At 28.9% G+C, this 18617-nt stretch carries 36 protein-coding genes; all 36 read left to right on the top strand.

All coding sequences use genetic code 11. The features are described 5' to 3' along the window. The first annotated feature begins 35 nt into the window (after nt 1-35). Entirely contained in the window at nt 36-263 is a 228-nt protein-coding gene (locus tag ACTG44_RS16085) for a hypothetical protein (RefSeq protein ID WP_021387459.1), read from the top strand. Between the two features lie 12 nt (nt 264-275). Next, on the top strand, nt 276-593 hold the full coding sequence (locus ACTG44_RS16080; RefSeq protein ID WP_021387460.1) for a hypothetical protein: 318 nt from the start codon (nt 276-278) through the stop codon (nt 591-593). A gap of 83 nt (nt 594-676) precedes the next feature. Beyond that, nucleotides 677-1186 carry a siphovirus Gp157 family protein gene (locus tag ACTG44_RS16075; protein ID WP_021387470.1) on the top strand — a complete coding sequence of 170 codons (510 nt, stop codon included), beginning with the start codon at nt 677-679 and terminating at the stop codon, nt 1184-1186. A gap of 9 nt (nt 1187-1195) precedes the next feature. Next, the gene (locus ACTG44_RS16070) at nt 1196-1780 is read left to right on the top strand and encodes an ERF family protein (RefSeq protein ID WP_021387475.1); all 585 of its coding nucleotides are present in this window, start codon (nt 1196-1198) and stop codon (nt 1778-1780) included. Between the two features lie 14 nt (nt 1781-1794). Continuing rightward, nucleotides 1795-2676, top strand: coding sequence for a DnaD domain-containing protein (locus ACTG44_RS16065; protein ID WP_021387457.1), 882 nt, complete (start codon nt 1795-1797; stop codon nt 2674-2676). 59 nt (nt 2677-2735) lie between these two features. Continuing rightward, entirely contained in the window at nt 2736-2909 is a 174-nt protein-coding gene (locus ACTG44_RS16060; protein ID WP_011861749.1) for a resolvase, read from the top strand. Between the two features lie 15 nt (nt 2910-2924). Further along, nucleotides 2925-3332, top strand: a complete 408-nt coding sequence (locus ACTG44_RS16055; protein ID WP_021387473.1) for a single-stranded DNA-binding protein — start codon at nt 2925-2927, stop codon at nt 3330-3332. Nucleotides 3333-3406: 74 nt separating this feature from the next. Beyond that, on the top strand, nt 3407-3817 hold the full coding sequence (locus ACTG44_RS16050; RefSeq protein ID WP_009901718.1) for a YopX family protein: 411 nt from the start codon (nt 3407-3409) through the stop codon (nt 3815-3817). Beyond that, nucleotides 3804-4061 carry a hypothetical protein gene (locus tag ACTG44_RS16045; protein ID WP_021387476.1) on the top strand — a complete coding sequence of 86 codons (258 nt, stop codon included), beginning with the start codon at nt 3804-3806 and terminating at the stop codon, nt 4059-4061. Before ACTG44_RS16050 ends, ACTG44_RS16045 begins: the two co-directional genes overlap by 14 nt. 13 nt (nt 4062-4074) lie before the next feature. Continuing rightward, nucleotides 4075-4440 carry an NUMOD1 domain protein gene (locus ACTG44_RS16040; RefSeq protein ID WP_021387467.1) on the top strand — a complete coding sequence of 122 codons (366 nt, stop codon included), beginning with the start codon at nt 4075-4077 and terminating at the stop codon, nt 4438-4440. Continuing rightward, on the top strand, nt 4440-4571 hold the full coding sequence (locus ACTG44_RS16035) for a hypothetical protein (RefSeq protein WP_021372199.1): 132 nt from the start codon (nt 4440-4442) through the stop codon (nt 4569-4571). Before ACTG44_RS16040 ends, ACTG44_RS16035 begins: the two co-directional genes overlap by 1 nt. Beyond that, on the top strand, nt 4558-5007 hold the full coding sequence (locus tag ACTG44_RS16030; RefSeq protein WP_021387466.1) for a yopX family protein: 450 nt from the start codon (nt 4558-4560) through the stop codon (nt 5005-5007). Before ACTG44_RS16035 ends, ACTG44_RS16030 begins: the two co-directional genes overlap by 14 nt. A 102-nt stretch (nt 5008-5109) precedes the next feature. Continuing rightward, nucleotides 5110-5268 carry a hypothetical protein gene (locus ACTG44_RS16025; protein WP_018112752.1) on the top strand — a complete coding sequence of 53 codons (159 nt, stop codon included), beginning with the start codon at nt 5110-5112 and terminating at the stop codon, nt 5266-5268. Further along, the gene (locus ACTG44_RS16020; RefSeq protein ID WP_018112751.1) at nt 5261-5434 is read left to right on the top strand and encodes a hypothetical protein; all 174 of its coding nucleotides are present in this window, start codon (nt 5261-5263) and stop codon (nt 5432-5434) included. Before ACTG44_RS16025 ends, ACTG44_RS16020 begins: the two co-directional genes overlap by 8 nt. Next, entirely contained in the window at nt 5434-5682 is a 249-nt protein-coding gene (locus ACTG44_RS16015; RefSeq protein ID WP_018112750.1) for a hypothetical protein, read from the top strand. Before ACTG44_RS16020 ends, ACTG44_RS16015 begins: the two co-directional genes overlap by 1 nt. Before the next feature lie 95 nt (nt 5683-5777). After that, nucleotides 5778-6017 (top strand): hypothetical protein, encoded by a 240-nt coding sequence (locus tag ACTG44_RS16010; RefSeq protein ID WP_021387462.1) that lies wholly within the window; start codon nt 5778-5780, stop codon nt 6015-6017. A 4-nt stretch (nt 6018-6021) separates the two neighbouring features. Continuing rightward, nucleotides 6022-6741, top strand: coding sequence for a phosphoadenosine phosphosulfate reductase family protein (locus ACTG44_RS16005; RefSeq protein ID WP_021387469.1), 720 nt, complete (start codon nt 6022-6024; stop codon nt 6739-6741). A 2-nt stretch (nt 6742-6743) separates the two neighbouring features. Beyond that, the gene (locus tag ACTG44_RS16000) at nt 6744-7139 is read left to right on the top strand and encodes a hypothetical protein (protein WP_021371035.1); all 396 of its coding nucleotides are present in this window, start codon (nt 6744-6746) and stop codon (nt 7137-7139) included. Between the two features lie 96 nt (nt 7140-7235). Next, a complete protein-coding gene (locus tag ACTG44_RS15995; RefSeq protein ID WP_021387465.1) occupies nt 7236-7409 on the top strand; it encodes a hypothetical protein in 174 nt (57 codons plus the stop codon). A gap of 98 nt (nt 7410-7507) precedes the next feature. Next, a complete protein-coding gene (locus tag ACTG44_RS15990) occupies nt 7508-7777 on the top strand; it encodes a hypothetical protein (protein ID WP_021387461.1) in 270 nt (89 codons plus the stop codon). Nucleotides 7778-7799: 22 nt separating this feature from the next. Next, nucleotides 7800-8030, top strand: coding sequence for a DUF3850 domain-containing protein (locus tag ACTG44_RS15985; RefSeq protein ID WP_021366339.1), 231 nt, complete (start codon nt 7800-7802; stop codon nt 8028-8030). A gap of 136 nt (nt 8031-8166) precedes the next feature. Next, the gene (locus tag ACTG44_RS15980; protein WP_021387468.1) at nt 8167-8574 is read left to right on the top strand and encodes a RusA family crossover junction endodeoxyribonuclease; all 408 of its coding nucleotides are present in this window, start codon (nt 8167-8169) and stop codon (nt 8572-8574) included. 14 nt (nt 8575-8588) lie between these two features. Further along, entirely contained in the window at nt 8589-9314 is a 726-nt protein-coding gene (locus ACTG44_RS15975; RefSeq protein WP_021387458.1) for an antA/AntB antirepressor family protein, read from the top strand. A gap of 111 nt (nt 9315-9425) precedes the next feature. Beyond that, complete coding sequence (locus ACTG44_RS15970) at nt 9426-9908, top strand: hypothetical protein (protein ID WP_021387474.1); 483 nt, start codon at nt 9426-9428, stop codon at nt 9906-9908. A 522-nt stretch (nt 9909-10430) separates the two neighbouring features. After that, a complete protein-coding gene (locus tag ACTG44_RS15965) occupies nt 10431-11108 on the top strand; it encodes a BRO-N domain-containing protein (protein ID WP_018112741.1) in 678 nt (225 codons plus the stop codon). A 143-nt stretch (nt 11109-11251) separates the two neighbouring features. Continuing rightward, nucleotides 11252-11419 (top strand): hypothetical protein, encoded by a 168-nt coding sequence (locus ACTG44_RS15960; RefSeq protein WP_018112740.1) that lies wholly within the window; start codon nt 11252-11254, stop codon nt 11417-11419. 66 nt (nt 11420-11485) lie between these two features. After that, nucleotides 11486-12172 (top strand): phage terminase small subunit, encoded by a 687-nt coding sequence (gene terS, locus ACTG44_RS15955; RefSeq protein WP_018112739.1) that lies wholly within the window; start codon nt 11486-11488, stop codon nt 12170-12172. Continuing rightward, entirely contained in the window at nt 12165-13394 is a 1230-nt protein-coding gene (locus tag ACTG44_RS15950) for a PBSX family phage terminase large subunit (protein WP_018112738.1), read from the top strand. The genes terS and ACTG44_RS15950 overlap by 8 nt, the downstream gene beginning before the upstream one ends. Next, nucleotides 13381-14793, top strand: coding sequence for a phage portal protein (locus tag ACTG44_RS15945; protein ID WP_021419571.1), 1413 nt, complete (start codon nt 13381-13383; stop codon nt 14791-14793). Before ACTG44_RS15950 ends, ACTG44_RS15945 begins: the two co-directional genes overlap by 14 nt. Continuing rightward, nucleotides 14783-16318: a minor capsid protein gene (locus ACTG44_RS15940; protein ID WP_021362371.1), complete on the top strand. Its 1536-nt coding sequence runs from the start codon at nt 14783-14785 to the stop codon at nt 16316-16318. Before ACTG44_RS15945 ends, ACTG44_RS15940 begins: the two co-directional genes overlap by 11 nt. 1 nt (nt 16319) lies before the next feature. Then, nucleotides 16320-16568: a hypothetical protein gene (locus ACTG44_RS15935; protein ID WP_009888832.1), complete on the top strand. Its 249-nt coding sequence runs from the start codon at nt 16320-16322 to the stop codon at nt 16566-16568. Between the two features lie 70 nt (nt 16569-16638). Beyond that, nucleotides 16639-16884 (top strand): hypothetical protein, encoded by a 246-nt coding sequence (locus tag ACTG44_RS15930; protein ID WP_018112735.1) that lies wholly within the window; start codon nt 16639-16641, stop codon nt 16882-16884. A 1-nt stretch (nt 16885) separates the two neighbouring features. After that, entirely contained in the window at nt 16886-17422 is a 537-nt protein-coding gene (locus tag ACTG44_RS15925) for a hypothetical protein (protein WP_018112734.1), read from the top strand. A gap of 18 nt (nt 17423-17440) precedes the next feature. Next, complete coding sequence (locus ACTG44_RS15920) at nt 17441-17713, top strand: hypothetical protein (protein ID WP_018112733.1); 273 nt, start codon at nt 17441-17443, stop codon at nt 17711-17713. 50 nt (nt 17714-17763) lie between these two features. Then, nucleotides 17764-17991, top strand: a complete 228-nt coding sequence (locus ACTG44_RS15915) for a hypothetical protein (protein ID WP_018112732.1) — start codon at nt 17764-17766, stop codon at nt 17989-17991. Between the two features lie 45 nt (nt 17992-18036). Then, nucleotides 18037-18609, top strand: coding sequence for a phage scaffolding protein (locus ACTG44_RS15910; protein WP_018112731.1), 573 nt, complete (start codon nt 18037-18039; stop codon nt 18607-18609). The last annotated feature ends 8 nt before the right edge of the window (nt 18610-18617 follow it).

The raw sequence follows: 18617 nt of genomic DNA, 5'->3' as shown, positions 1-18617 counted from the left end.
GAAGGTCTTAAAAAATACAATAAGGGGATAGTGATATGAAAATACTTAAAGTAAAATTTCCTACAAAAATTCTTAAAGCAGGTAAAGCAATCAGAGTAACATGTGCAAGATTTGGTTTTGAAAGCGATTGTATAATAACTCAATCACAAGAATTTGAATTAACAGTAGTTTATTTTGATAAAGAATTAGATGATTTAGTACAATCGTCTATAACTATAGATGATGCAATAAGCTATGATTATTGTATTGAAATGCTAAATTAAGGGGGATTAATCATGAAAAGTTTAATTATAGTGAGAAATGCAGTAGAACAACAACTAAATAGAGCTAATTTAGAAATAAATAAAAACGAGCAACTTTATACAAAACTTAGAAAAAAAGAAGAAAGAAATATATCAGAAGAAATTGAATTGAGTAATGCTTTAAGAGAAAAAAGTGTAAACGAAAGATTAAAAATATTTGCTGAGTCATTACTAGAAATTATAGATACACAAATTGAAATAAAAGAATATGAAGAAAATGAGGATTGCAAGATATTTCAATTAATTTTAGAAGAACTTGAAAGAGATAGACCTATAGATGTTCAGATATAAGAAAAGAGCCATTGCCGTGGCTCAATTCAAATAAATATATCAAAATTTAATTAAGCTAATTATAGCACAAACGGAGGGAAATTATGAGTACTTTATATGAATTAACTACAGATTTATTAGAAATAGAAGAAGGTTTAACAGAAACAACAGGAAATGAAACTGAAAAACTAGAGGAAATAAAAGAAATAATAAAACAAGAGATACAAAATAAAAACACTAGGATAGTTTCAGTAATATTAAACATTGACAGTGATATAAACTCTATAGATTCAGAGATTAAGAGAATGCAAGAGTTAAAGAAGATTAAGAAGAATGCTCTTGACAGATTAAAAAGCAATATAAAGGAATGTATGGAACTACTTGGTACTAAAAAAGTAGAAACATTTTTAGGAAATATAAGTATAAGAAAGTCAGCAGGTAGCTTAGTCATAGAAGATGAAGAAAAGATACCTGCTATATATAAAACAGTAGAGCAAGTTGTAAAAGTAGATAAAAATAGTATAAAAGACTTTATTAAAAAAGGTCATGAGGTCGAAGGTTGCAGGATTGAATATGGAACTACACTAACAATTCCAAAAGCTAAAAAAGAGTAGGTGAGGACCATGGAAATTAATAATATTTACATTAAATTGATGAATGTAAGAGTTAAATTTAGTAAGTTGAATTTAAAGAAAAGTGGAGAAAATAAGTTCGCTAACTTCAAGTATTTTGAGTTAGCAGACTTTCTACCACAAGCAACTGGATTACTTGAAGAAGCTAAGCTATGCCCTATAGTGACCTTTACAAATGAATATGCAACTCTAACATTAATTAATGGAGAAAACCCATCAGAGCAGATTGTATTCACTTCTCCAATGAGAGACTTGCAACTTAAAGGTTCTAATGAATTACAAGCACTAGGAGGTATAGAAACCTATCAAACTAGATATTTATATATTCAGTTACTTAATATAACTGAAAGTGACACTTTTGACGCAACCAGTGGCAAAAATGAAGCTAAAAGTAATTCTAACAATAGAATTTTAACAGATAAACAATTAAGTAGGTTATATGCAATAGCAAGTAATGCAAATGTTGATAAAGAAAGTTTGAAAGAAAAAGTATTTAAAAGATTTGGAAAAGAGATAAAAGATTTAACAAAACAAGAGTATGACACTATTTGTAATGCTTATGAAAATAAGCAATAAGGGCAGGTGATATTGTGGGGATTATAAGAGTAAGCAAAGACAAAGATAATCCATATGTGGTTTTAAATAAAACTTGTTTGGAAGATGTAAAATTAAGCTGGCAAGCAAAAGGTTTACATTCATATCTGATTAGTAAGCCCGACCATTGGAAAATCTATGTTAATGATTTATATAAAAGAAGTAAAAATGGGAGGGATGCTACAGCAAATATTTTAAGGGAGCTCATAGAAAATGGATATATAACAAGAACACCTTGTCGAGATTCTAATACTAATAAGATGCTTGGAGGATATGATTATCAAGTATATGAGATACCACTTGAAAATCCTCAGAAGCTAAAATCCCGAAAAACTGATTTCCCGGAAACCGGATTTCCCGGAAACCGGGTTTCTCGGAAACCGGAAAACACGGAAGTAGTAAGTAATGACTTTAAAGTAAATAATGATATTACTACTATTGTTATTAATGAACAACCTCAACAAGATAAAACCACCTATATAAAAAAATACTTTGAAAAATATATAGGTGTGATTACTCCTAATAACTTTATAGAGTTAATGAGTTACTTAGATGATGGAATGGAAGCTGATGTAATTATAAGAGCTATTGATGAAGCAATATCAAATGGAGTTAAGAATTATAAGTATGTAAAGACAATATTAAACAATTGGATAGAAGCAGGTGTAAAAACTAATTTAGAACTTACAGAGTATCAAAATGAGTTTGAGAGGAAGAAAAAGAATAAACAGGAGAAGAAGCAGTCTAATCATAAAAATGTGAATACTCCTAATGTGAGTAAAAATAAGTTTCATAACTTCAATGAAACCTTTACTCAATATTCACCTGACGAACTAGATGACATAATTAAGAAAAGTCAAAAGGTTAAATTTAAATAAAATTATACTTCTAGGAAGTAAATATCAATATATTACTTCCTAGAAAGGGGAGGTATAAAATGGCGAGAATATATGCACAAAGAAGTGGTTCTTTAAACGAACAAGATAGATTGGAATTATTAAGATTACTTGGGAAAGCTGGATATACAGTAAAGATTGCTAGAGAGAAGCAAAATAGCAAGACAACTTATACTTACTTTGTTGAGTATACAGAAGAGCAGGAAGAAAAATAGAAGGGGGCTAGTTAAATGAATACAATAACTTTAGTTGGAAGATTAGTTGCAGATGCAGAATTGAAGTACCTTCCAAATTCGGGTACTCCAAAAATAACCTTTTCAATGGCAGTAGATAGAAGGTTTAAAGATAAAAATGGAAATAAAATAACTGATTTTATTCAATGTGAACAATTAGGAAAACATGTAGAGAATCTAGTGCAATATCTTGTTAAAGCTAAGCCTGTCTATGCTATTGGAGAGTTAAATATATATAATTACAAAGATGAAAATGGTTGCTGGAAATCTATTACTAAGGTTAATGTAAATGCCTTAGAACTACTTTCTAGTAAAAATGATAATAATGCTAAACAAGAATATGTACTACCAGGATTAGACCCACAAGGTTTTCAAGCAATAGATGATGACGATATACCTTTTTAATTAAGTTAAATAGTCTAGGGGGTAGTTATACAATATTACTTCCTAGGAGTTGAAAAATATTGGAGGGATGAAAGATGGAGTTAAAATTTAGAGAATGGAATAAAAATGGTAAAGAAATGTATAGTTATGATGAAATGGTGTGCTATTCTAAAAATTTGCTTAGAGAGGTTTATAGTGGTGTTTATTTGCCAAAAAACAATGAAAATTTTGAGGTTATGATATACACAGGTTTAAAGGATTGTGATGGAAAAGAAATCTATGAAGGCGATATTGTTTTATGTAGAAGTATATTTTTTACAGAGTTTGCAGGGGAGGTAAAATTTAAAGATGGTTGTTTTATTGCAGTGAATGAAATGTCAGGAGATTGCTTTAGATTATCTGAACTTGCAATAGTTAAGATTGATGGGAATATATATGAAGATTTAAGTAAGTTAAATGATATAAGAAGATGTGATGAGGGGGAGATTAGGGATGATAATAATTAGAAGTCAAGATAGATTAGATTTAATGAGAGTTAATAGAGTTGAAATAAGTAATAAACAAGTATGTGCAGTGTTTGAAGAGGAATCAAATGCTAGAGAAATAGGTAGGTATAAATCAGAAGAAAGAGCTATTGAAGTATTAAACATGATACAGAATGCTGTTATTGCAGGAACTAAGTTTGACATTATAAATAAAGACGGGGTTAGATGCAACAAAGAAAAAGTGTTTGAAATGCCAGTTGAATAAGGAGGGAGCTGAAATGTTAAAGGTTGAAAAATATTTTAATGGTTCTGTTGCAGATAACATATTTGAAGATGATTTGACTCTTAGAAACTACTTAGCACTATATTGTTGTGTTCATGGAGTAAGAAAAAATGGAGAGCTTGTATTTCCAACTTCTGAAAAAATGCTAATAGAGTTTAATGTTGATAAAAATAGAAAAAAGAAAAAGAAAGGTTCAAAGGTAAAGTTGATTAATGCCAAAACTGGTGAAGAAAAAATATTTGATTCTATAGATAGTGCAGCGTGTTTTTTAAGACTACAGAGTCAGGCAGTTTACCAAACAATTAAAAAGAAAACTAAAACAAGAAGTGGCTGGAAAGCTGAATATATTAAGGAGGAATAATGGAAGTTTCAAGGACTGAATACACAATTAAAAGAGCAAAAGAGTTGTATGACAATGGAGAGGACATATTTATTGCTATAGATAAGGCTAGAGAAGAATATGAGGAGATGATTAAAAGTGAGTTTAATTAAGTACAGAGGTTATGATTTTGAGAATGAGAAGTGGATTTATTCTGAAACAATAAAGTGGAGTGATGCAGTAGATTGTTTATTTATGCTAAAAGAGAATTGCGAATGGCAAAAAGTATCTAATGTTGGAGTATTCTCTAAATGTTGGTCTGGAAATAATGAAGAAATTTATGAGGGAGATATATTGAAAGAACCCTATAATACTAAAAATAAATATGAATATGGAATTGTAAGACAAGAAAATTATGCTCTTGAATTATATGTTGAATGGCATTATTTAAAGCAATTTGAAGGTAAATGGGAGGAAATTACAAGTAAAGCAACTATAATGAATAGCAAAAAATATGTAGTAGTTGGTAATGAATGCGAGAATTTGGAAGAAATTAAAAAAGAGTTCTTAGAACGTAAGGAGATGTTGGAAAATGAACATCTTGGCTAGTGTGCTACTGATAGGAATTAGTTTTATAGCTGGTAGAGTTTATGAGTATAGATTGAATCTTAAAGAGTGTGAAAATTGTGATAACAAAAGAGGTGTATAAGAATGGATGATAGATTGGAGATTTGCAAAAAAATGTTTCCTATCATTACTAAAAATACTAGATTACTTTGTCATTATTGTGATGGTAGAAATATTTGCAGTTATGATGAAGAAAAAGCTCATGAATTATTGAGAAATGAAGAGGGTGCTAAAAATGACTAATTTTGAAATGATAAAAAGTTTGGATGAGGATGGAATGGCTAATTTTTTTGGAAGTACAGATTGTATTTGTGAGTATTGTATATATGAGGGAGAACCTTGTGGTTATATATGTTATGAAAGTCCCGAAGGGTTCAAAGAATGGCTTTATATGGAGGTAGAAGAATAATGGATAAACTTTATATATGCAGTTCACAAGGAGTAGAAGAAGTTGAAATACTAGAAGGAACAAAAGGTAGATTCAAAGTGGGGAGTAATAGTCAATATTTAAGAGTTATTAATAAAAATGTACTTGATGTAAAAAGTGCTAGTTATGTTGCTTCTTTAAATAGAGATACAGCTATAAACATCTGGAATGATGAAATAAGCAAAGAAATAGAAAGATTAAAAGGATTTTTATATACAGAAAATATCTAATTAAAACAGTTTAGAGAGTTGCAAAATGTCTTTTAGTATAAATTATTGTTGAAGTGTTTTGTAACTCTCAAAAACGAAATAAAGGAGTATTTAAAATGAAAAAATATAAAATTAAGTTTGAGGAAAAAGTAACTTTAGAACATGAAATTATAGTTGAAATACCAGAAGAAATAAGTATAAATGACATTTGCCATTGTATAGAGAATAAATGTCAAAGAGTATATGATATAGCAGATTATATAAGAGAATTTAATGGGAGACAAATAGATTTTACAGAAGATACTTGTGGAGAGACTGAAATGTTAGTTGAATCATTTAGAAAATGCAAGGAGTGATTTTATGAAGTATATTGCAAGTTTTAGTGGAGGAAAAGATTCGGCTGCAATGCTTCTTTTAATATTAGAAAAAGGTCTTAAATTAGATGACATAGTTTTCATAGATACAGGACTAGAATTTAAAGAAATTTATGATATAATAGATGATTTTGAGAAAAGAATAAACTTTAAAATAACAAGAATTAAAGCAGAAAAAACTTTTGAGGAATACTTTTATACTGTAAATGAAAAAGGCAAACGCAAAGGGCAAATATGGGGTTTTCCGTATACTCTAGGGGCATGGTGTAATAGCAGATTAAAGCTTGCTCCTGCTAATAAATATTTTAATAAACTAGGAGAGCATAAGAGGTATATTGGAATTGCGTACGATGAACCTAGCAGATATAAAAGACTAGAAAAAAACTGTATAGCACCATTGTTTGAAGAAAAAATGACTGAAAGTGATTGTTTGAAGTATCTAGAGGAAAAAGACTTTTACTATGAGATACATCACAGATTCAAGAGAACTGGTTGCTATTTGTGCCCTAAACAAAGCTTAGAGAGCCTAAAAACACTAAGAAAATACTATCCCATTTTGTGGCAAAAGATGCTTAAGTTTGATAGAGATAGCCCTGTACCTTTTAGAGCTAATGGGGTCACAGTGAATGACCTAGAAAAGCGATTTAGTAATGAAGATATAGAAAATGAAAGACAGATAAGTTTCTTTAGTAAAGGAGTGGTTTAGAAATGGATTTACCAGATAATGTTATCGAAATTGATATATTAAGAATTAATAGAAATAATGATAAGAAATGTAAGTGTAAGAATAGAGAATTTATAGTAGATACAGTCAATAAATCTGTTCATTGTTCAGAATGTGGATTTAGAGTAGAACCATATGATGCCCTATATGAACTAGCAATGAACTTTGAAAGAGTAAATGGGCAAGTAAACACATTATTAAAACAGAGAAAAGAAATAGCTAGTTATAAACCTCACTTGATAGTTTTTAAGAGGCTTGAAAGTAAATACAGGGGTAAAAAAATGTTACCAGTATGTCCGATTTGTGGAGAAGCATTTTATTTTGAAAATTTAACTTCATGGATTAATAAAGATTTCTATGAAAGAAGAAAAAATAAATAAAATAATTGGTCAAGGTAAGTTTGTGAATGAAACTAGAAGTCTATAGACTTACTTTGACTTATAAAAGGGAGTTTTTAAAAAATAGGAGGTAATAAAATGAATAAATGTGAAGATTGCAAATATAGAGCTTATGAGGAAGATGGAGAAGTTTATTTTTACTCAGATGGAAGTTATGAAGGAGGTATATGTAGAGAAGAGTATTGTAGCAGAGGATATGAAAAAAAGTTTAAAAATAATGGAGAAAACTGTAAAAGTTTTAAAAAATTGTAGGACCATAAAAAATAAAATAGAGTCATTGGTATTGCTATATTTTATTAAAAAATATAAAAAAATTTTTGAGAAAATTAACTTTTAAAAGGAGCGAGATTATGATTACTACTCAAATGTATAAGATAAATAATGAGATATATCTAAATAATATATGTTTGGAAGAAAATAAGGAAATTACCATATGGGTAGAAAAGAATAACACACATGAACTTATATGGTTAAAAATAGCGAATGTAAATGGCAAGTTAGCTATATTTGTACAAGATATTGAAAATGCTGCAATAAAAGAATGGCAAGGTCGTATAGCATACGAACGAGTGATATCGCAAATAGAAGATGAACAAGTTGAAAAAGGGGAAATAGACTAAAACTTTTAAAGGGTGTGAGCTTATGATACATGAATTAAAAATATTACCTCAATATTTTAAAGAAGTTGTAAATGGGAACAAAAATTTTGAAGTTAGGAAAAATGATAGAGGTTTTAAAAAAGGCGACTTGTTGGTGTTGCAGGAATTTGATGGAGAAAAATACACAGGTCTTGAGATACGCAAAGAAATTACTTATTTACTTGATAATAGCAATTATCTGCAAGATGGGTATGTTGTTTTAGGAATAAAATAAATGTTTTGTGACTAGGAAGTGAGTTTATGAAACGAAGAAGATGCAGTTGGTGTGGCAAATTATTTTATCTTGAGGAAAAATCTAAGGATGTTTATTGTTGTAAGGAATGTAGAAAGAAGGCTAAGAAGGTGAAAAAATGAAAGTTTTTCTTGTAATAGATGGAGAGCCAGTTGGCAAAGAAAGACCTAGAATGAACTCTATAACTAAAAGGACCTATACACCTAATAAAACTAAAAATTACGAGGACCTAATAAAATGGCTATATCAATCTAAAGTTAAACATTACTTTGAAGGTTATATAAAAATGACTTTAAGATGTTACTATTCTATAGCTAAAAGTAACAGTAAAAAAGTTAAAGAGCAGAAAAGAAATAATGTGTTAAGACCTAGCAAGAAACCCGATATTGATAATGTGGTTAAGATTATAGCTGATTCACTAAATGAGATAGCTTATAAAGATGATACACAGATTGTTGAGGTTGTAGCTAGTAAATACTATAGTGATAAGCCAAGGGTTGAGGTTATATTAGAAGATATTATTTAAGGAGGACTATAAATATGAATGAGATTATGACAAATGAAAATTTAAGAGTTGTAGCAGATGATTTAGTTACAGTTTATGAAACTGATACAGGAGAGAAAATAGTTTTTGCAAGAGAACTACATAATAACTTAGAAGTTAAGAGACAGTTTATAGACTGGATTGAAGATAGAATTAAACAATATGGATTTAAGGAAAATGAGGATTATTCAGTTTTTCACAAAAATATGAAAAACTCAACTGGAGGGAGACCTTCAAAAGAATATGTATTGAAGCTTGATGTAGCAAAAGAACTTGCTATGGTACAAAACAATAATAAAGGAAGAGAAATAAGAAGATATTTTATAAGATTAGAAAAGTTACTAAATAGAACCTTATCAAATTCACAGCTTAGTCAAATTAATACTATTGTGAATGAATCATTACTTAAGATGGAAGTTAAACATAATATCCAAATAGAGCAACTTAAAAAAGAGTGTTCAGAATATTATAGACCAACCTCTAAAACTAAATATGATATATCTTCTTATATAAAAGAAAGACTAGGTATATCAAAAGTTAATGAAGAATTTGAATTAGTTAAGAAAAGAACTCTATTGGCATTAGGTGCTGACAAATGGGAGGATATCCCGAAAGATGTATTACTTAATTCATTAAACTTAATAGATGAATCAATCAGAATTATAAAATCTGAGAGAAAAACAAATCAAATTAGTTTCTTTGAAAAAGATAATTTCTGTTAATAAAAAGAAAAAAGGAGTGCTTTCACACTCCACTTGTCAAAAATATAAAACTTTTATATACAAATATTATTATAACATAAAAACATAAAAAATTGATGGGAGTGTGGAAGTATGAATAAAAAGACACTATTTCAAGAGGTTGAAGGTAGATTATATAACTATAAAAAACTAGAAAGTCAAATAAGAATAAAAGATATATATATTAAAAAATTAGAAAATGAATTTTGTGGATGTAAGGCTCAAAGTTATGAAGAAAAAACAGGACCTACTTATAATATAAGTTCAAGTGTTGAAAATGAAGTTATTAAGAGAGAAGAAGATTTAAATAGATTAAAAGAGGATAAGAAAACATTAGAAATTGAAAAAGAAACTATAGAATGTGCATTAACAAGTCTAAATAGCTTTGAAACAGAGTTCTTCAATGAAATGTACATGAACAATGAAAAGATAAACATGGATTATATGTCTAATGCTATGCACATAGATAGAAGTCATTGCTTTAGAATAAGAAAGAGGATAGTTTGTAAGATTATAGATATGTTATATCCAAAAATAAAAGAGTTTGAGTTGCCTATTTTTTCATGGAAAGCTTAAAAATGAGACTATTTTGAGACTTTTTGGAGACTATCGTGAGACTTTTTATTGGCAAAACCATGAGATAATAATATTGTGGAAATGAAAGATTTCCCTCTCAAAACTAAATAATTGCTAGGTTAGTTTAAAGGGCTAATCTAGCAATATGAACAGACTAGGCAGGGCGTGAGGACGCTGTTAGTTCAATTCTAACTATGTTCAAAATCTATTGATACACTATATTAAGTATTTGAATTAAGATTAAAATCTCATACAGTTTTGTATCTTAATTCAGAAATCTAAAAAATCGGGTGGGGCTTGGTAACCTCACTCACCATGCAGGTAGTGGTTTAATCTAGGTTCGATTCCTAGAACTTGCTCCCTTAATAATATGTATCCCCCATTAAAAAGGCTTAGATTAATTTCTAGGTCTTTTTTATACAAAAATTTAATAAGTTTTAGATATCAGTAACTCTGATAACAGAAAATAAGGGTGTTCAAGTTGAGCACCCTTTATTAATAACTAATTTAGGAGGTAGTAGTATGTTGAAAATTTTACAAGATAAAAATGTAAAAGTAATGTGGTCCAAAAATGGAGAAGAAGTTTGGTTTAATGCAAATGACGTAGGAGAGGAACTAGGCATAGTAAATATTCGTGATACATTAAGAAATATAGATAGAGAATATAAAAAGAAATTTAATGAGTCTACTGTCGGAGATTCCTACACTAGAAACTTTAAAGATAAATTACCTAACTTCGGTACTACTTTTGTTACAGAAGAAGCTGTGTACAATATGTCATTTAGAAGTAATAAACCAGAAGCAAAGTTATTTACAAAATGGGTTACACAAACACTTAAACAAATTAGAATACATGGTTATTACATTGCTACAGAAAAAGACCAAGAATGGCTGGATATAAGAGCAGAGGGTAAAAAGGTAAGAAAAGATTTTACAGATGAAATACAAGAGTTTGTTTATTATGCTACTAGTCAAGGAAGTAATAAACCTCAGATGTATTATAAACATTTTACTGAACTTGTAAGAAAAAAATTAGGTATACCAAAAGGTGTGAAAAGGGATGAATTAAATCAAAGTGAATTGTTTGATATACAAGCACTCGAAAGAATTATATCTATGAAATTACCTAAGCTAATAGATAAAGATATGAATTATAAAGAGGTATATAAAAAGATTAAAGAGTTAATAGAAATGATTTAAATGACTGTCTTGATGGATGGTCTTTTTTTATATAATAAATTAAATAAGTGTATTATTTAGAATTATTTTGTAGTTGTCGAATAGTTTTTGAAGGATATTGACCTTTGAAGTTGAATTATATACTTTATAAGGAGGTGACTATTATGTCTGATGGAAAAATATGTGTTTCTTGTCAAAGAACAATTGCAGATGTAGCTACAGAGCTTACAATAGCATATATGGAAAATGCTTCTTTAACTCCAGAAAAAATTGCTGAAATATATAAGTTATTTTATAAAAATGCAAATGAAGCGTTTAATGGTAAATTCTAAAAGATTAAGAACTCTAACCAGAGTTCTTTTTTTGTTCCCAAAACGACAAACAAACGAGGTGGTGGTATGAATGAAAAGGCAGATTTAGCTCATGAAGATTACTTAAAAGGGCTTAAGTACAAGGAAATAGCTGAAAAGTATAATGTAAGTTTATCGACTGTAAAATCATGGGCAACTAGATACTGGAAACAAAAAGGTTGCAACCAATCAAAAAAAGTTGCAACCAAAAAGAGAGGTGCACCCATAGGTAATAAAAACGCTACTGGTCCACCAGGTAATAAAAATGCTGAAAAATTTGGTTTCTTCTCAAAATACTTACCTGAAGAAACCCAAGACTTAATTAATGAGATAAAGGATAAAGATAAATTTGATATTCTTTGGGAACAGATAACAATACAATATGCAGCAATAATAAGAGCACAAAAGATAATGTATGTTAAAGACAAGGAAGAAATGGTTAAAGAATTAAAGAAATATGAAAGCACAGAAAATGGTGAAAAGATAGAGTATGAATTTCAATTTGCATGGGATAGGCAAGCATCTTTTCTTAATGCACAGAGTAGGGCAATGAGTGAGTTAAGGAGTTTAATTAAACAATATGATGAAATGATTCATAAGGATTGGAATTTAGCTACAGAGGAGCAAAGAGCAAGAGTAGAAGTATTAAAATCAAAGATAAATAATCAAGAAAGTAAAGAAGATAAACTTGATAGATATTTTGATAAACTCGAAAGTGTGATAAAAAATGATTGATGAATTATATCATAGTAAACAACTTGAAGTTCTTAACTTTGCTTTGAATAATGACTACTTCATGCTAATTAATTATGGTGCTAAAAGAACAGGAAAAACAATAATTGACAATGATTTATTCTTACTTGAACTTAGAAGGGTTAGAAAGATAGCTAATGAGCTAGGTATTAAGCTTCCTCAATACATCTTAGCAGGAGCAGATTTAGGAGCTTTACAAAGAAATGTACTAAGTGAGCTTACAAATAAGTATGACATTGAGTTTAAGTTTGACAAACATAATAGATTTGTATTGTTTGGAGTTCAAGTATGTTGCTTTGGACACTCAAAAACAAATGATTTAGGCAGAATAAGAGGTATGACTTCGTTTGGGGCATACATAAATGAAGGTACAGTTGCAAATGAAGAAGTATTTAATGAAATCAAATCAAGATGTAGTGGAGAAGGTGCTAGAATACTTGTAGATACTAACCCAGACCAACCAGAGCATTGGTTAAAAACTAACTTTGTAGATAAAACAGATGGCAAGGTTATTCAATCTTTTCATTACAAATTAGATGATAATATATTTTTAAGTGAAAGATACAGAGCAAATATTAAGAAGTCTACTCCTAGTGGCGTTTTTTATGACAGAGATATAAATGGTTTATGGGTGTCAGCAGATGGATTAGTTTATCAAGATTTTAATAAGGATATTCATTATATTTCTAAGGATAAATTAAATGATATTAATTTTGTAAGATACTTTGCAGGCGTTGATTGGGGATATGAACATTTTGGAGCTATTGTTGTAATTGGAGAAGATGATAAAGGTAACTTATATTTATTAGAAGAACATTCAGCTCAACATAAGGAAATAGATTACTGGATAGATAAGGCTAAAAGTATAAAAGAAAAGTATGGAAATATAAAGTTTTATTGTGATAGTGCTAGACCCGAACATTTGGCAGCATTTAAAAGAAATGGTATAAAAGCTTTTAATGCTAATAAAGCTGTATTGTCTGGCGTTGAAGCTGTAGCTAAAAGAATTAAAACTAATACTTTATTTGTAGTTCATGAGAATGTTAATTTATTCAGGAAAGAAATTTTTATGTATGCTTGGAATAAAAATACAGGTGAGCCAATTAAAAAGTGGGATGATGTATTAGACGCACTTAGATATGCCATCTATACAGATTCCTTAGGAACAGGAATTAAAGTACTTACACCAAATGGAAGAAGGTGATAAATTGGAATTAGATGTAATAAAAAAGTTAATTGAACAAACTAATAGTAAACATAGTAACTTTGTTAAAAAAGCTGATGAAGCTGAAAAATACTATAAAAATGAAAATGACATTATAAGGGATAGAAGCCCTAATAATATTGGAAAAGTAAATACAACTAATAATCCACTAAGAAATGCAGATAATAGAATACCATTTAATTGGTTTGGTTTTTTAGTTAACCAAAAAATATCATATCTGTTTACTTATCCACCTACATTTGATGTTGGAGATGATAGAGTAAATTCAAAGATAACTGATATTTTAGGCGATAGATACCCAAAAGAAGCTAAAACACTTGGCAAAAATGCTAGTATATATTCTAAAGCATGGTTACATATTTGGGTGGATGATAATAATAACTTTCAATATGCTAATATAGACCCTCGCCAAATAAGAGCAGTATATTCATCAGATTTAAACAGAAAGCTTCTTGCAGTACTTAGAGAATATAAAAAGACTGATGATAAAGGAAAAGAATATGTAATTTATGAGTATTGGACAGATGAATGTTGTTATACTTATCAAAATAAAGATGGAAATAGTAATATCAATGGATTGGAGATACTTAATAAATTTATAGAGAAAAATTTAGATAATAAACTTGAAACTCAAACTAATGTATATAAACACAATTTTGGAGAAGTTCCATTTATCGAATTTCTAAACAATGATTTAGAGGTAAGAGATTTAGATAATGTTAAACACCTCATTGATGTATATGACAAGGTTTATAGCGGTTTTGTGAATGATATTGAAGATATACAAGAAGTTATTTTCGTTCTTACGAACTATGGAGGTGCAGACTTAACAGAGTTCTTAAAAGGACTTAAAGAATATAAAACTATTGATTTACAAAGTAGTGGTGCAGATGATAAGAGTGGGTTAAGTACAATTACAATAAATATTCCAATTGAAGCTCGAGATTCACTTCTTAAAACAACAGAAAAGCAAATCTATGTCCAAGGTCAAGGTGTTGACCCTAAACCCGAAAACTTTGCCAATACAAGTGGTGTAGCACTCAAATTCTTGTACACTTTGTTAGAATTAAAAGCAGGACTTATGGAAACAGAGTTTAGATTAGGGTTTGCTAAACTAGTAAGAATGATATGTAGACATTTAGGATATTCTCCTAAAAGGGTTTTGCAAACTTGGACTAGGAATATGATTCAAAATGATTTAGAACTAGCTGAGATATGCTCTAAGAGTGTTGGAATAATATCAGAAAAGACTAATTTAAAAAATCATCCGCTTGTAGATAATGCAGAGGAAGAAGAAAAACAGATTAAAAAAGAAAATAGCCAACAAGAATATGATGATTTAATTCCTAATCAAGACGGTGGCATAGATGAAACATAATGATTATTGGAGAAAGAGATTTGAACAATTAGAAGAAGCTCAAAATAACAAAAGTGTAAAATATTATCTTGAATTAGAAAAGCAATATAAACTAGCTATAAATAGTATAGAAAAAGATATATTAGCATGGTACAACAGATTTGCCAAAAATGAAGGAATATCTTTATTAGAAGCTAGGAAACTACTAAATACAAGAGAACTAGAAGAGTTTAAATGGAGTGTAGAAGAATATATTAAATATGGTAAAGAAAATGCTATAAATCAAAAGTGGATGAAAGAGTTAGAAAATGCTAGTGCAAGAGTTCATATAACAAGGCTTGAAGCTTTAAAGTTACAAATACAGCAACAAGTGGAAGTGCTTTATGGAAATGAACTTGATGGTATTGATAAATTAATGAGACATATTTATACAAGTGGATATTATCATGCAGCTTTTAATGTTCAACAAGGAGTAAACGTTGGTTGGAGTTTAATGAATCTTGATACTAATAGAATAAATAAAGTTATCTCTAAACCATGGACTAGTGATGGATTAAATTTTAGTGAAAGGATTTGGGGCAAACATAGACCTGCTTTAATTAATGAGTTACATACTAAGCTAACTCAATCAATTATTAGAGGTGAAAATCCAAAGAACCTAGTAAATGACTTTTCTAAGAGATTTAATGTATCTAAATCACAAGCTAAGAATTTGATAATGACTGAATCAGCTTTCTTTGCATCAGCTTCAAGAAAAGATTGTTTCAATGATTTAGATGTAGAGAAGTATGAGATTATTGCCACACTAGACTTAAAAACATCAAATATATGTAGAGAGTTAGATGGAAAAGTATTTGATATGAAGGATTATCAAGTTGGAGTTACAGCTCCACCATTTCATTGTCATTGTAGGACAACAACAGCTCCTTGGTTTGAAGATGAAGAAGGTTACAGAGCAGCAAAAGGAGAAGATGGAAAAACATATTATGTACCATCTAATATGAAGTATAATGAGTGGTATGAGAAACATATAGAGGGTAGACTTGGAAAAGAAAAAGCTGATACTCTTAGAAAAATGCAACTAAATGAGAGTAAAGATAGAAAACAATTTGAAGAATATAAAAAGGTATTAGGAAATGAAATACCTTCTAAATTTGATGAATATCAACATATGAAGTATAATGATACTATAAGGTATGAGGAAGCTAAAAAGCTTTATAAGGATGTAAATTGGCAAGTTAAGAATCAGAGAAATTTAACTAGTGGAAGTGTTCATTCAGTGCCATTTGAATCAAAACCAAATAGTGTATTTGATAATTACAAAGATGGTAAATTAATTCAAAGAAGATACTATGGTAATACAGGAAAACCTAGATTAGATTTAGACTTAACTGACCATAGAAACCCAAAGCAACATAAAATTGTACCTCATAAACATGATTGGTTAGCTGATGAAAATAACCATGATAAGGTAAAAAGAGAGAAGGATATGGAGCTTACAAAAGCTCATAAAATAGCAAACAAAGATATTTTGAAAGGAGAGTAAAATGGATAATAAATTTAAGAATTTACAACATTTAATTGATTCTATTGATTTAGGATTAGATATAGAATTTGACTTATATAATAAACCATATAATATATCTATTGGAGATGATGATACAAGGTTTATTACTCTTTGCCCTAATGGAGATACAAAGTATTATAAAAATGGTAAGGATATGGTTGATAATTACAACATTGATGGTAAATTACTAAAGGATTTATGGAAAGATATACAAATAGTAAATATGTAAAAGCACTTGCTAAGTTATAAATTAGTAGGTGCTTTTATTATGTAAAAATTTATTGAGAGGGTGATTTGAAATGCTTAAATTATATATTTTATCAATAATTGTGTTTTGTACAGGGCTTTATTTATTTAAAATGAAGATTGATAGTAATGAGGAATTGATTGAGATTCTTAAAAATAAAAAAGTGAGAAGAAAGTGTAATTTTATTTTTATGGCTTTATTTCCACTACTTAATTTTATTTTAGGTGTGATATTTATCATATCTTCTTTACTAGTTAGCAATGAAGATATGATTAAAAATTTAAAGGGGGATAAATAATATGGCTAAATTTAAAAAGAAATCAGAGGAAGTAGAAGCTTTTAAATGGATATTAGGAAGTCCTAATACTCCTATATGGTTTTATCAAGCTTTTGAGAAGGGAACTATATGGCTTGATGAATCTTTAAACTCTATGAATCGTAAAGGTGAAGTAAAGAAAACTATCTGTATAAAATATAAAAATGGAGTTATTAGGGCAACTAATGGAGATTTTATTATAAAAGATAGTGAAGGCAAGATTTATTCATGTACATTTAGTGAATTTGAGAAGTTATATGAAAATTTAGAAAGAGGACATAGATATGTTGATGAAGATAACAACAAGAAAAATAAATTAGAACTTTCAGCTAAATTGGAACTAGATACAACTGATTTTGAGGAAAATATAAAAAGTGCTACAAAAGAAATTGAAACACTCAATGAAGTAGTAGATAGATTAGAGAAAAAATTAAATAGAATATTTGCAAAAGAAAATAAAGTTGATATAGATAGTATTGTAAAACAATTAGAGGAACGTCTAAGAGAAAGTATTGAATAAGTTTTGAGGGATGGAAATATGTTTAAAAAGAAATATATTAAAAAGCCAAGCAAAATAAGTGTTAGAAATATTATGGCATTTATTATTACAGTTGTTGGTATAGCTTTAGGTGTTTTTATAGGTATCAACATAATCATGGCTCATGTTTTAGGTATAGCTAACATGGTAGATAATAATACTTTTACATGTGTTAGATTAGTTTATGGCTTAGCAGGAGTTATAAGTGGGTATTTGATAGGAAAAGCAATATACCTTATAGCTTCGCTAATAAGCCATATTATTTATGAATAATTTGTTCAAAGATTTTTTATTTTGTAAGAAATGAAAGGAGGGTTGTATTATTGAAAGAGTATGTAATTTGGTTTAAGAGTGGAAATTGTGTATCTGGAATAACAAACGAAGATGTTACTGATAAGTTAATGAAAGATTTTATGGAAGCTGACTCAGATTGTAGGTATTTGAAAGGGTATTTAGATGAAGATGGAACAACTGTAATAGATTTATCACAAATAGAAGCTATATCAATAAATAATTGTAGTGAGAATAATATTGGTTTTAGTAAGTCCTAACAAGGGCTTTTTTATTTTCTAAAAATGAAAGGAGAATTAAATAAAATGAAAAAAGGTGAACTAATTGCACTAGGTCTTAGTGAAGAAGATGCAAAGAAAGTAGAAGCTGAATCATTAAAAGAATTAGAAAATTATATTAATAAAATTGAGTATGAAAAGGTAAAAGAGGAACTAAAAGCCTCTAAAGAAGCAATTGAAGGTTTTAAGGATGGAATGACAAAAGAGCAGATTGAAGAGCTTAAAAAAGGCTATGAGACTAAATTAACTGCAAAAGATGAAGAATATCAAAAGAAATTAAAGGAAAAAGAACAAAAAGAGTTTGATATGGCGTTAGAAAATGAACTTATTAAACTTAATGTTCATAGCACTAAAGCAGCAAAAGCAGAACTTGATTTAGAAAAAATAAAATATGAAAATGGTACTTTTACAGGACTAAAGGAACAGACTGATACTTGGTTAACTCAAAAATCTTTCTTAATAAAAACAGGAGAGACTAAGATAAATTACAGCCCCGATAATGGCAATAAAAATACATTAAGTAGAGCTGAAAATATTGCTAAAGAAAAGAATGAGGAAGGTTCTAAAAATCCATATGCTGACGCATGGAGTATAAAATAAAAAGGAGG

Source organism: Clostridioides sp. LIBA-2809, assembly GCF_056688965.1.
Note: the sequence above shows the minus strand (reverse complement) of the source record. Positions and strands in the feature narration are given on the sequence as shown.

Coding starts and splice junctions, on each gene's coding strand:
- ACTG44_RS16085 (WP_021387459.1), top strand. CDS start 36: ATGAAAATACTTAAAGTAAAATTTCCTACAAAAATTCTTAAAGCAGGT.
- ACTG44_RS16080 (WP_021387460.1), top strand. CDS start 276: ATGAAAAGTTTAATTATAGTGAGAAATGCAGTAGAACAACAACTAAAT.
- ACTG44_RS16075 (WP_021387470.1), top strand. CDS start 677: ATGAGTACTTTATATGAATTAACTACAGATTTATTAGAAATAGAAGAA.
- ACTG44_RS16070 (WP_021387475.1), top strand. CDS start 1,196: ATGGAAATTAATAATATTTACATTAAATTGATGAATGTAAGAGTTAAA.
- ACTG44_RS16060 (WP_011861749.1), top strand. CDS start 2,736: ATGGCGAGAATATATGCACAAAGAAGTGGTTCTTTAAACGAACAAGAT.
- ACTG44_RS16055 (WP_021387473.1), top strand. CDS start 2,925: ATGAATACAATAACTTTAGTTGGAAGATTAGTTGCAGATGCAGAATTG.
- ACTG44_RS16050 (WP_009901718.1), top strand. CDS start 3,407: ATGGAGTTAAAATTTAGAGAATGGAATAAAAATGGTAAAGAAATGTAT.
- ACTG44_RS16045 (WP_021387476.1), top strand. CDS start 3,804: ATGATAATAATTAGAAGTCAAGATAGATTAGATTTAATGAGAGTTAAT.
- ACTG44_RS16040 (WP_021387467.1), top strand. CDS start 4,075: ATGTTAAAGGTTGAAAAATATTTTAATGGTTCTGTTGCAGATAACATA.
- ACTG44_RS16035 (WP_021372199.1), top strand. CDS start 4,440: ATGGAAGTTTCAAGGACTGAATACACAATTAAAAGAGCAAAAGAGTTG.
- ACTG44_RS16025 (WP_018112752.1), top strand. CDS start 5,110: ATGGATGATAGATTGGAGATTTGCAAAAAAATGTTTCCTATCATTACT.
- ACTG44_RS16020 (WP_018112751.1), top strand. CDS start 5,261: ATGACTAATTTTGAAATGATAAAAAGTTTGGATGAGGATGGAATGGCT.
- ACTG44_RS16015 (WP_018112750.1), top strand. CDS start 5,434: ATGGATAAACTTTATATATGCAGTTCACAAGGAGTAGAAGAAGTTGAA.
- ACTG44_RS16010 (WP_021387462.1), top strand. CDS start 5,778: ATGAAAAAATATAAAATTAAGTTTGAGGAAAAAGTAACTTTAGAACAT.
- ACTG44_RS16005 (WP_021387469.1), top strand. CDS start 6,022: ATGAAGTATATTGCAAGTTTTAGTGGAGGAAAAGATTCGGCTGCAATG.
- ACTG44_RS16000 (WP_021371035.1), top strand. CDS start 6,744: ATGGATTTACCAGATAATGTTATCGAAATTGATATATTAAGAATTAAT.
- ACTG44_RS15995 (WP_021387465.1), top strand. CDS start 7,236: ATGAATAAATGTGAAGATTGCAAATATAGAGCTTATGAGGAAGATGGA.
- ACTG44_RS15990 (WP_021387461.1), top strand. CDS start 7,508: ATGATTACTACTCAAATGTATAAGATAAATAATGAGATATATCTAAAT.
- ACTG44_RS15985 (WP_021366339.1), top strand. CDS start 7,800: ATGATACATGAATTAAAAATATTACCTCAATATTTTAAAGAAGTTGTA.
- ACTG44_RS15980 (WP_021387468.1), top strand. CDS start 8,167: ATGAAAGTTTTTCTTGTAATAGATGGAGAGCCAGTTGGCAAAGAAAGA.
- ACTG44_RS15975 (WP_021387458.1), top strand. CDS start 8,589: ATGAATGAGATTATGACAAATGAAAATTTAAGAGTTGTAGCAGATGAT.
- ACTG44_RS15970 (WP_021387474.1), top strand. CDS start 9,426: ATGAATAAAAAGACACTATTTCAAGAGGTTGAAGGTAGATTATATAAC.
- ACTG44_RS15965 (WP_018112741.1), top strand. CDS start 10,431: ATGTTGAAAATTTTACAAGATAAAAATGTAAAAGTAATGTGGTCCAAA.
- ACTG44_RS15960 (WP_018112740.1), top strand. CDS start 11,252: ATGTCTGATGGAAAAATATGTGTTTCTTGTCAAAGAACAATTGCAGAT.
- terS (WP_018112739.1), top strand. CDS start 11,486: ATGAATGAAAAGGCAGATTTAGCTCATGAAGATTACTTAAAAGGGCTT.
- ACTG44_RS15950 (WP_018112738.1), top strand. CDS start 12,165: ATGATTGATGAATTATATCATAGTAAACAACTTGAAGTTCTTAACTTT.
- ACTG44_RS15945 (WP_021419571.1), top strand. CDS start 13,381: ATGGAAGAAGGTGATAAATTGGAATTAGATGTAATAAAAAAGTTAATT.
- ACTG44_RS15940 (WP_021362371.1), top strand. CDS start 14,783: ATGAAACATAATGATTATTGGAGAAAGAGATTTGAACAATTAGAAGAA.
- ACTG44_RS15935 (WP_009888832.1), top strand. CDS start 16,320: ATGGATAATAAATTTAAGAATTTACAACATTTAATTGATTCTATTGAT.
- ACTG44_RS15930 (WP_018112735.1), top strand. CDS start 16,639: ATGCTTAAATTATATATTTTATCAATAATTGTGTTTTGTACAGGGCTT.
- ACTG44_RS15925 (WP_018112734.1), top strand. CDS start 16,886: ATGGCTAAATTTAAAAAGAAATCAGAGGAAGTAGAAGCTTTTAAATGG.
- ACTG44_RS15920 (WP_018112733.1), top strand. CDS start 17,441: ATGTTTAAAAAGAAATATATTAAAAAGCCAAGCAAAATAAGTGTTAGA.
- ACTG44_RS15910 (WP_018112731.1), top strand. CDS start 18,037: ATGAAAAAAGGTGAACTAATTGCACTAGGTCTTAGTGAAGAAGATGCA.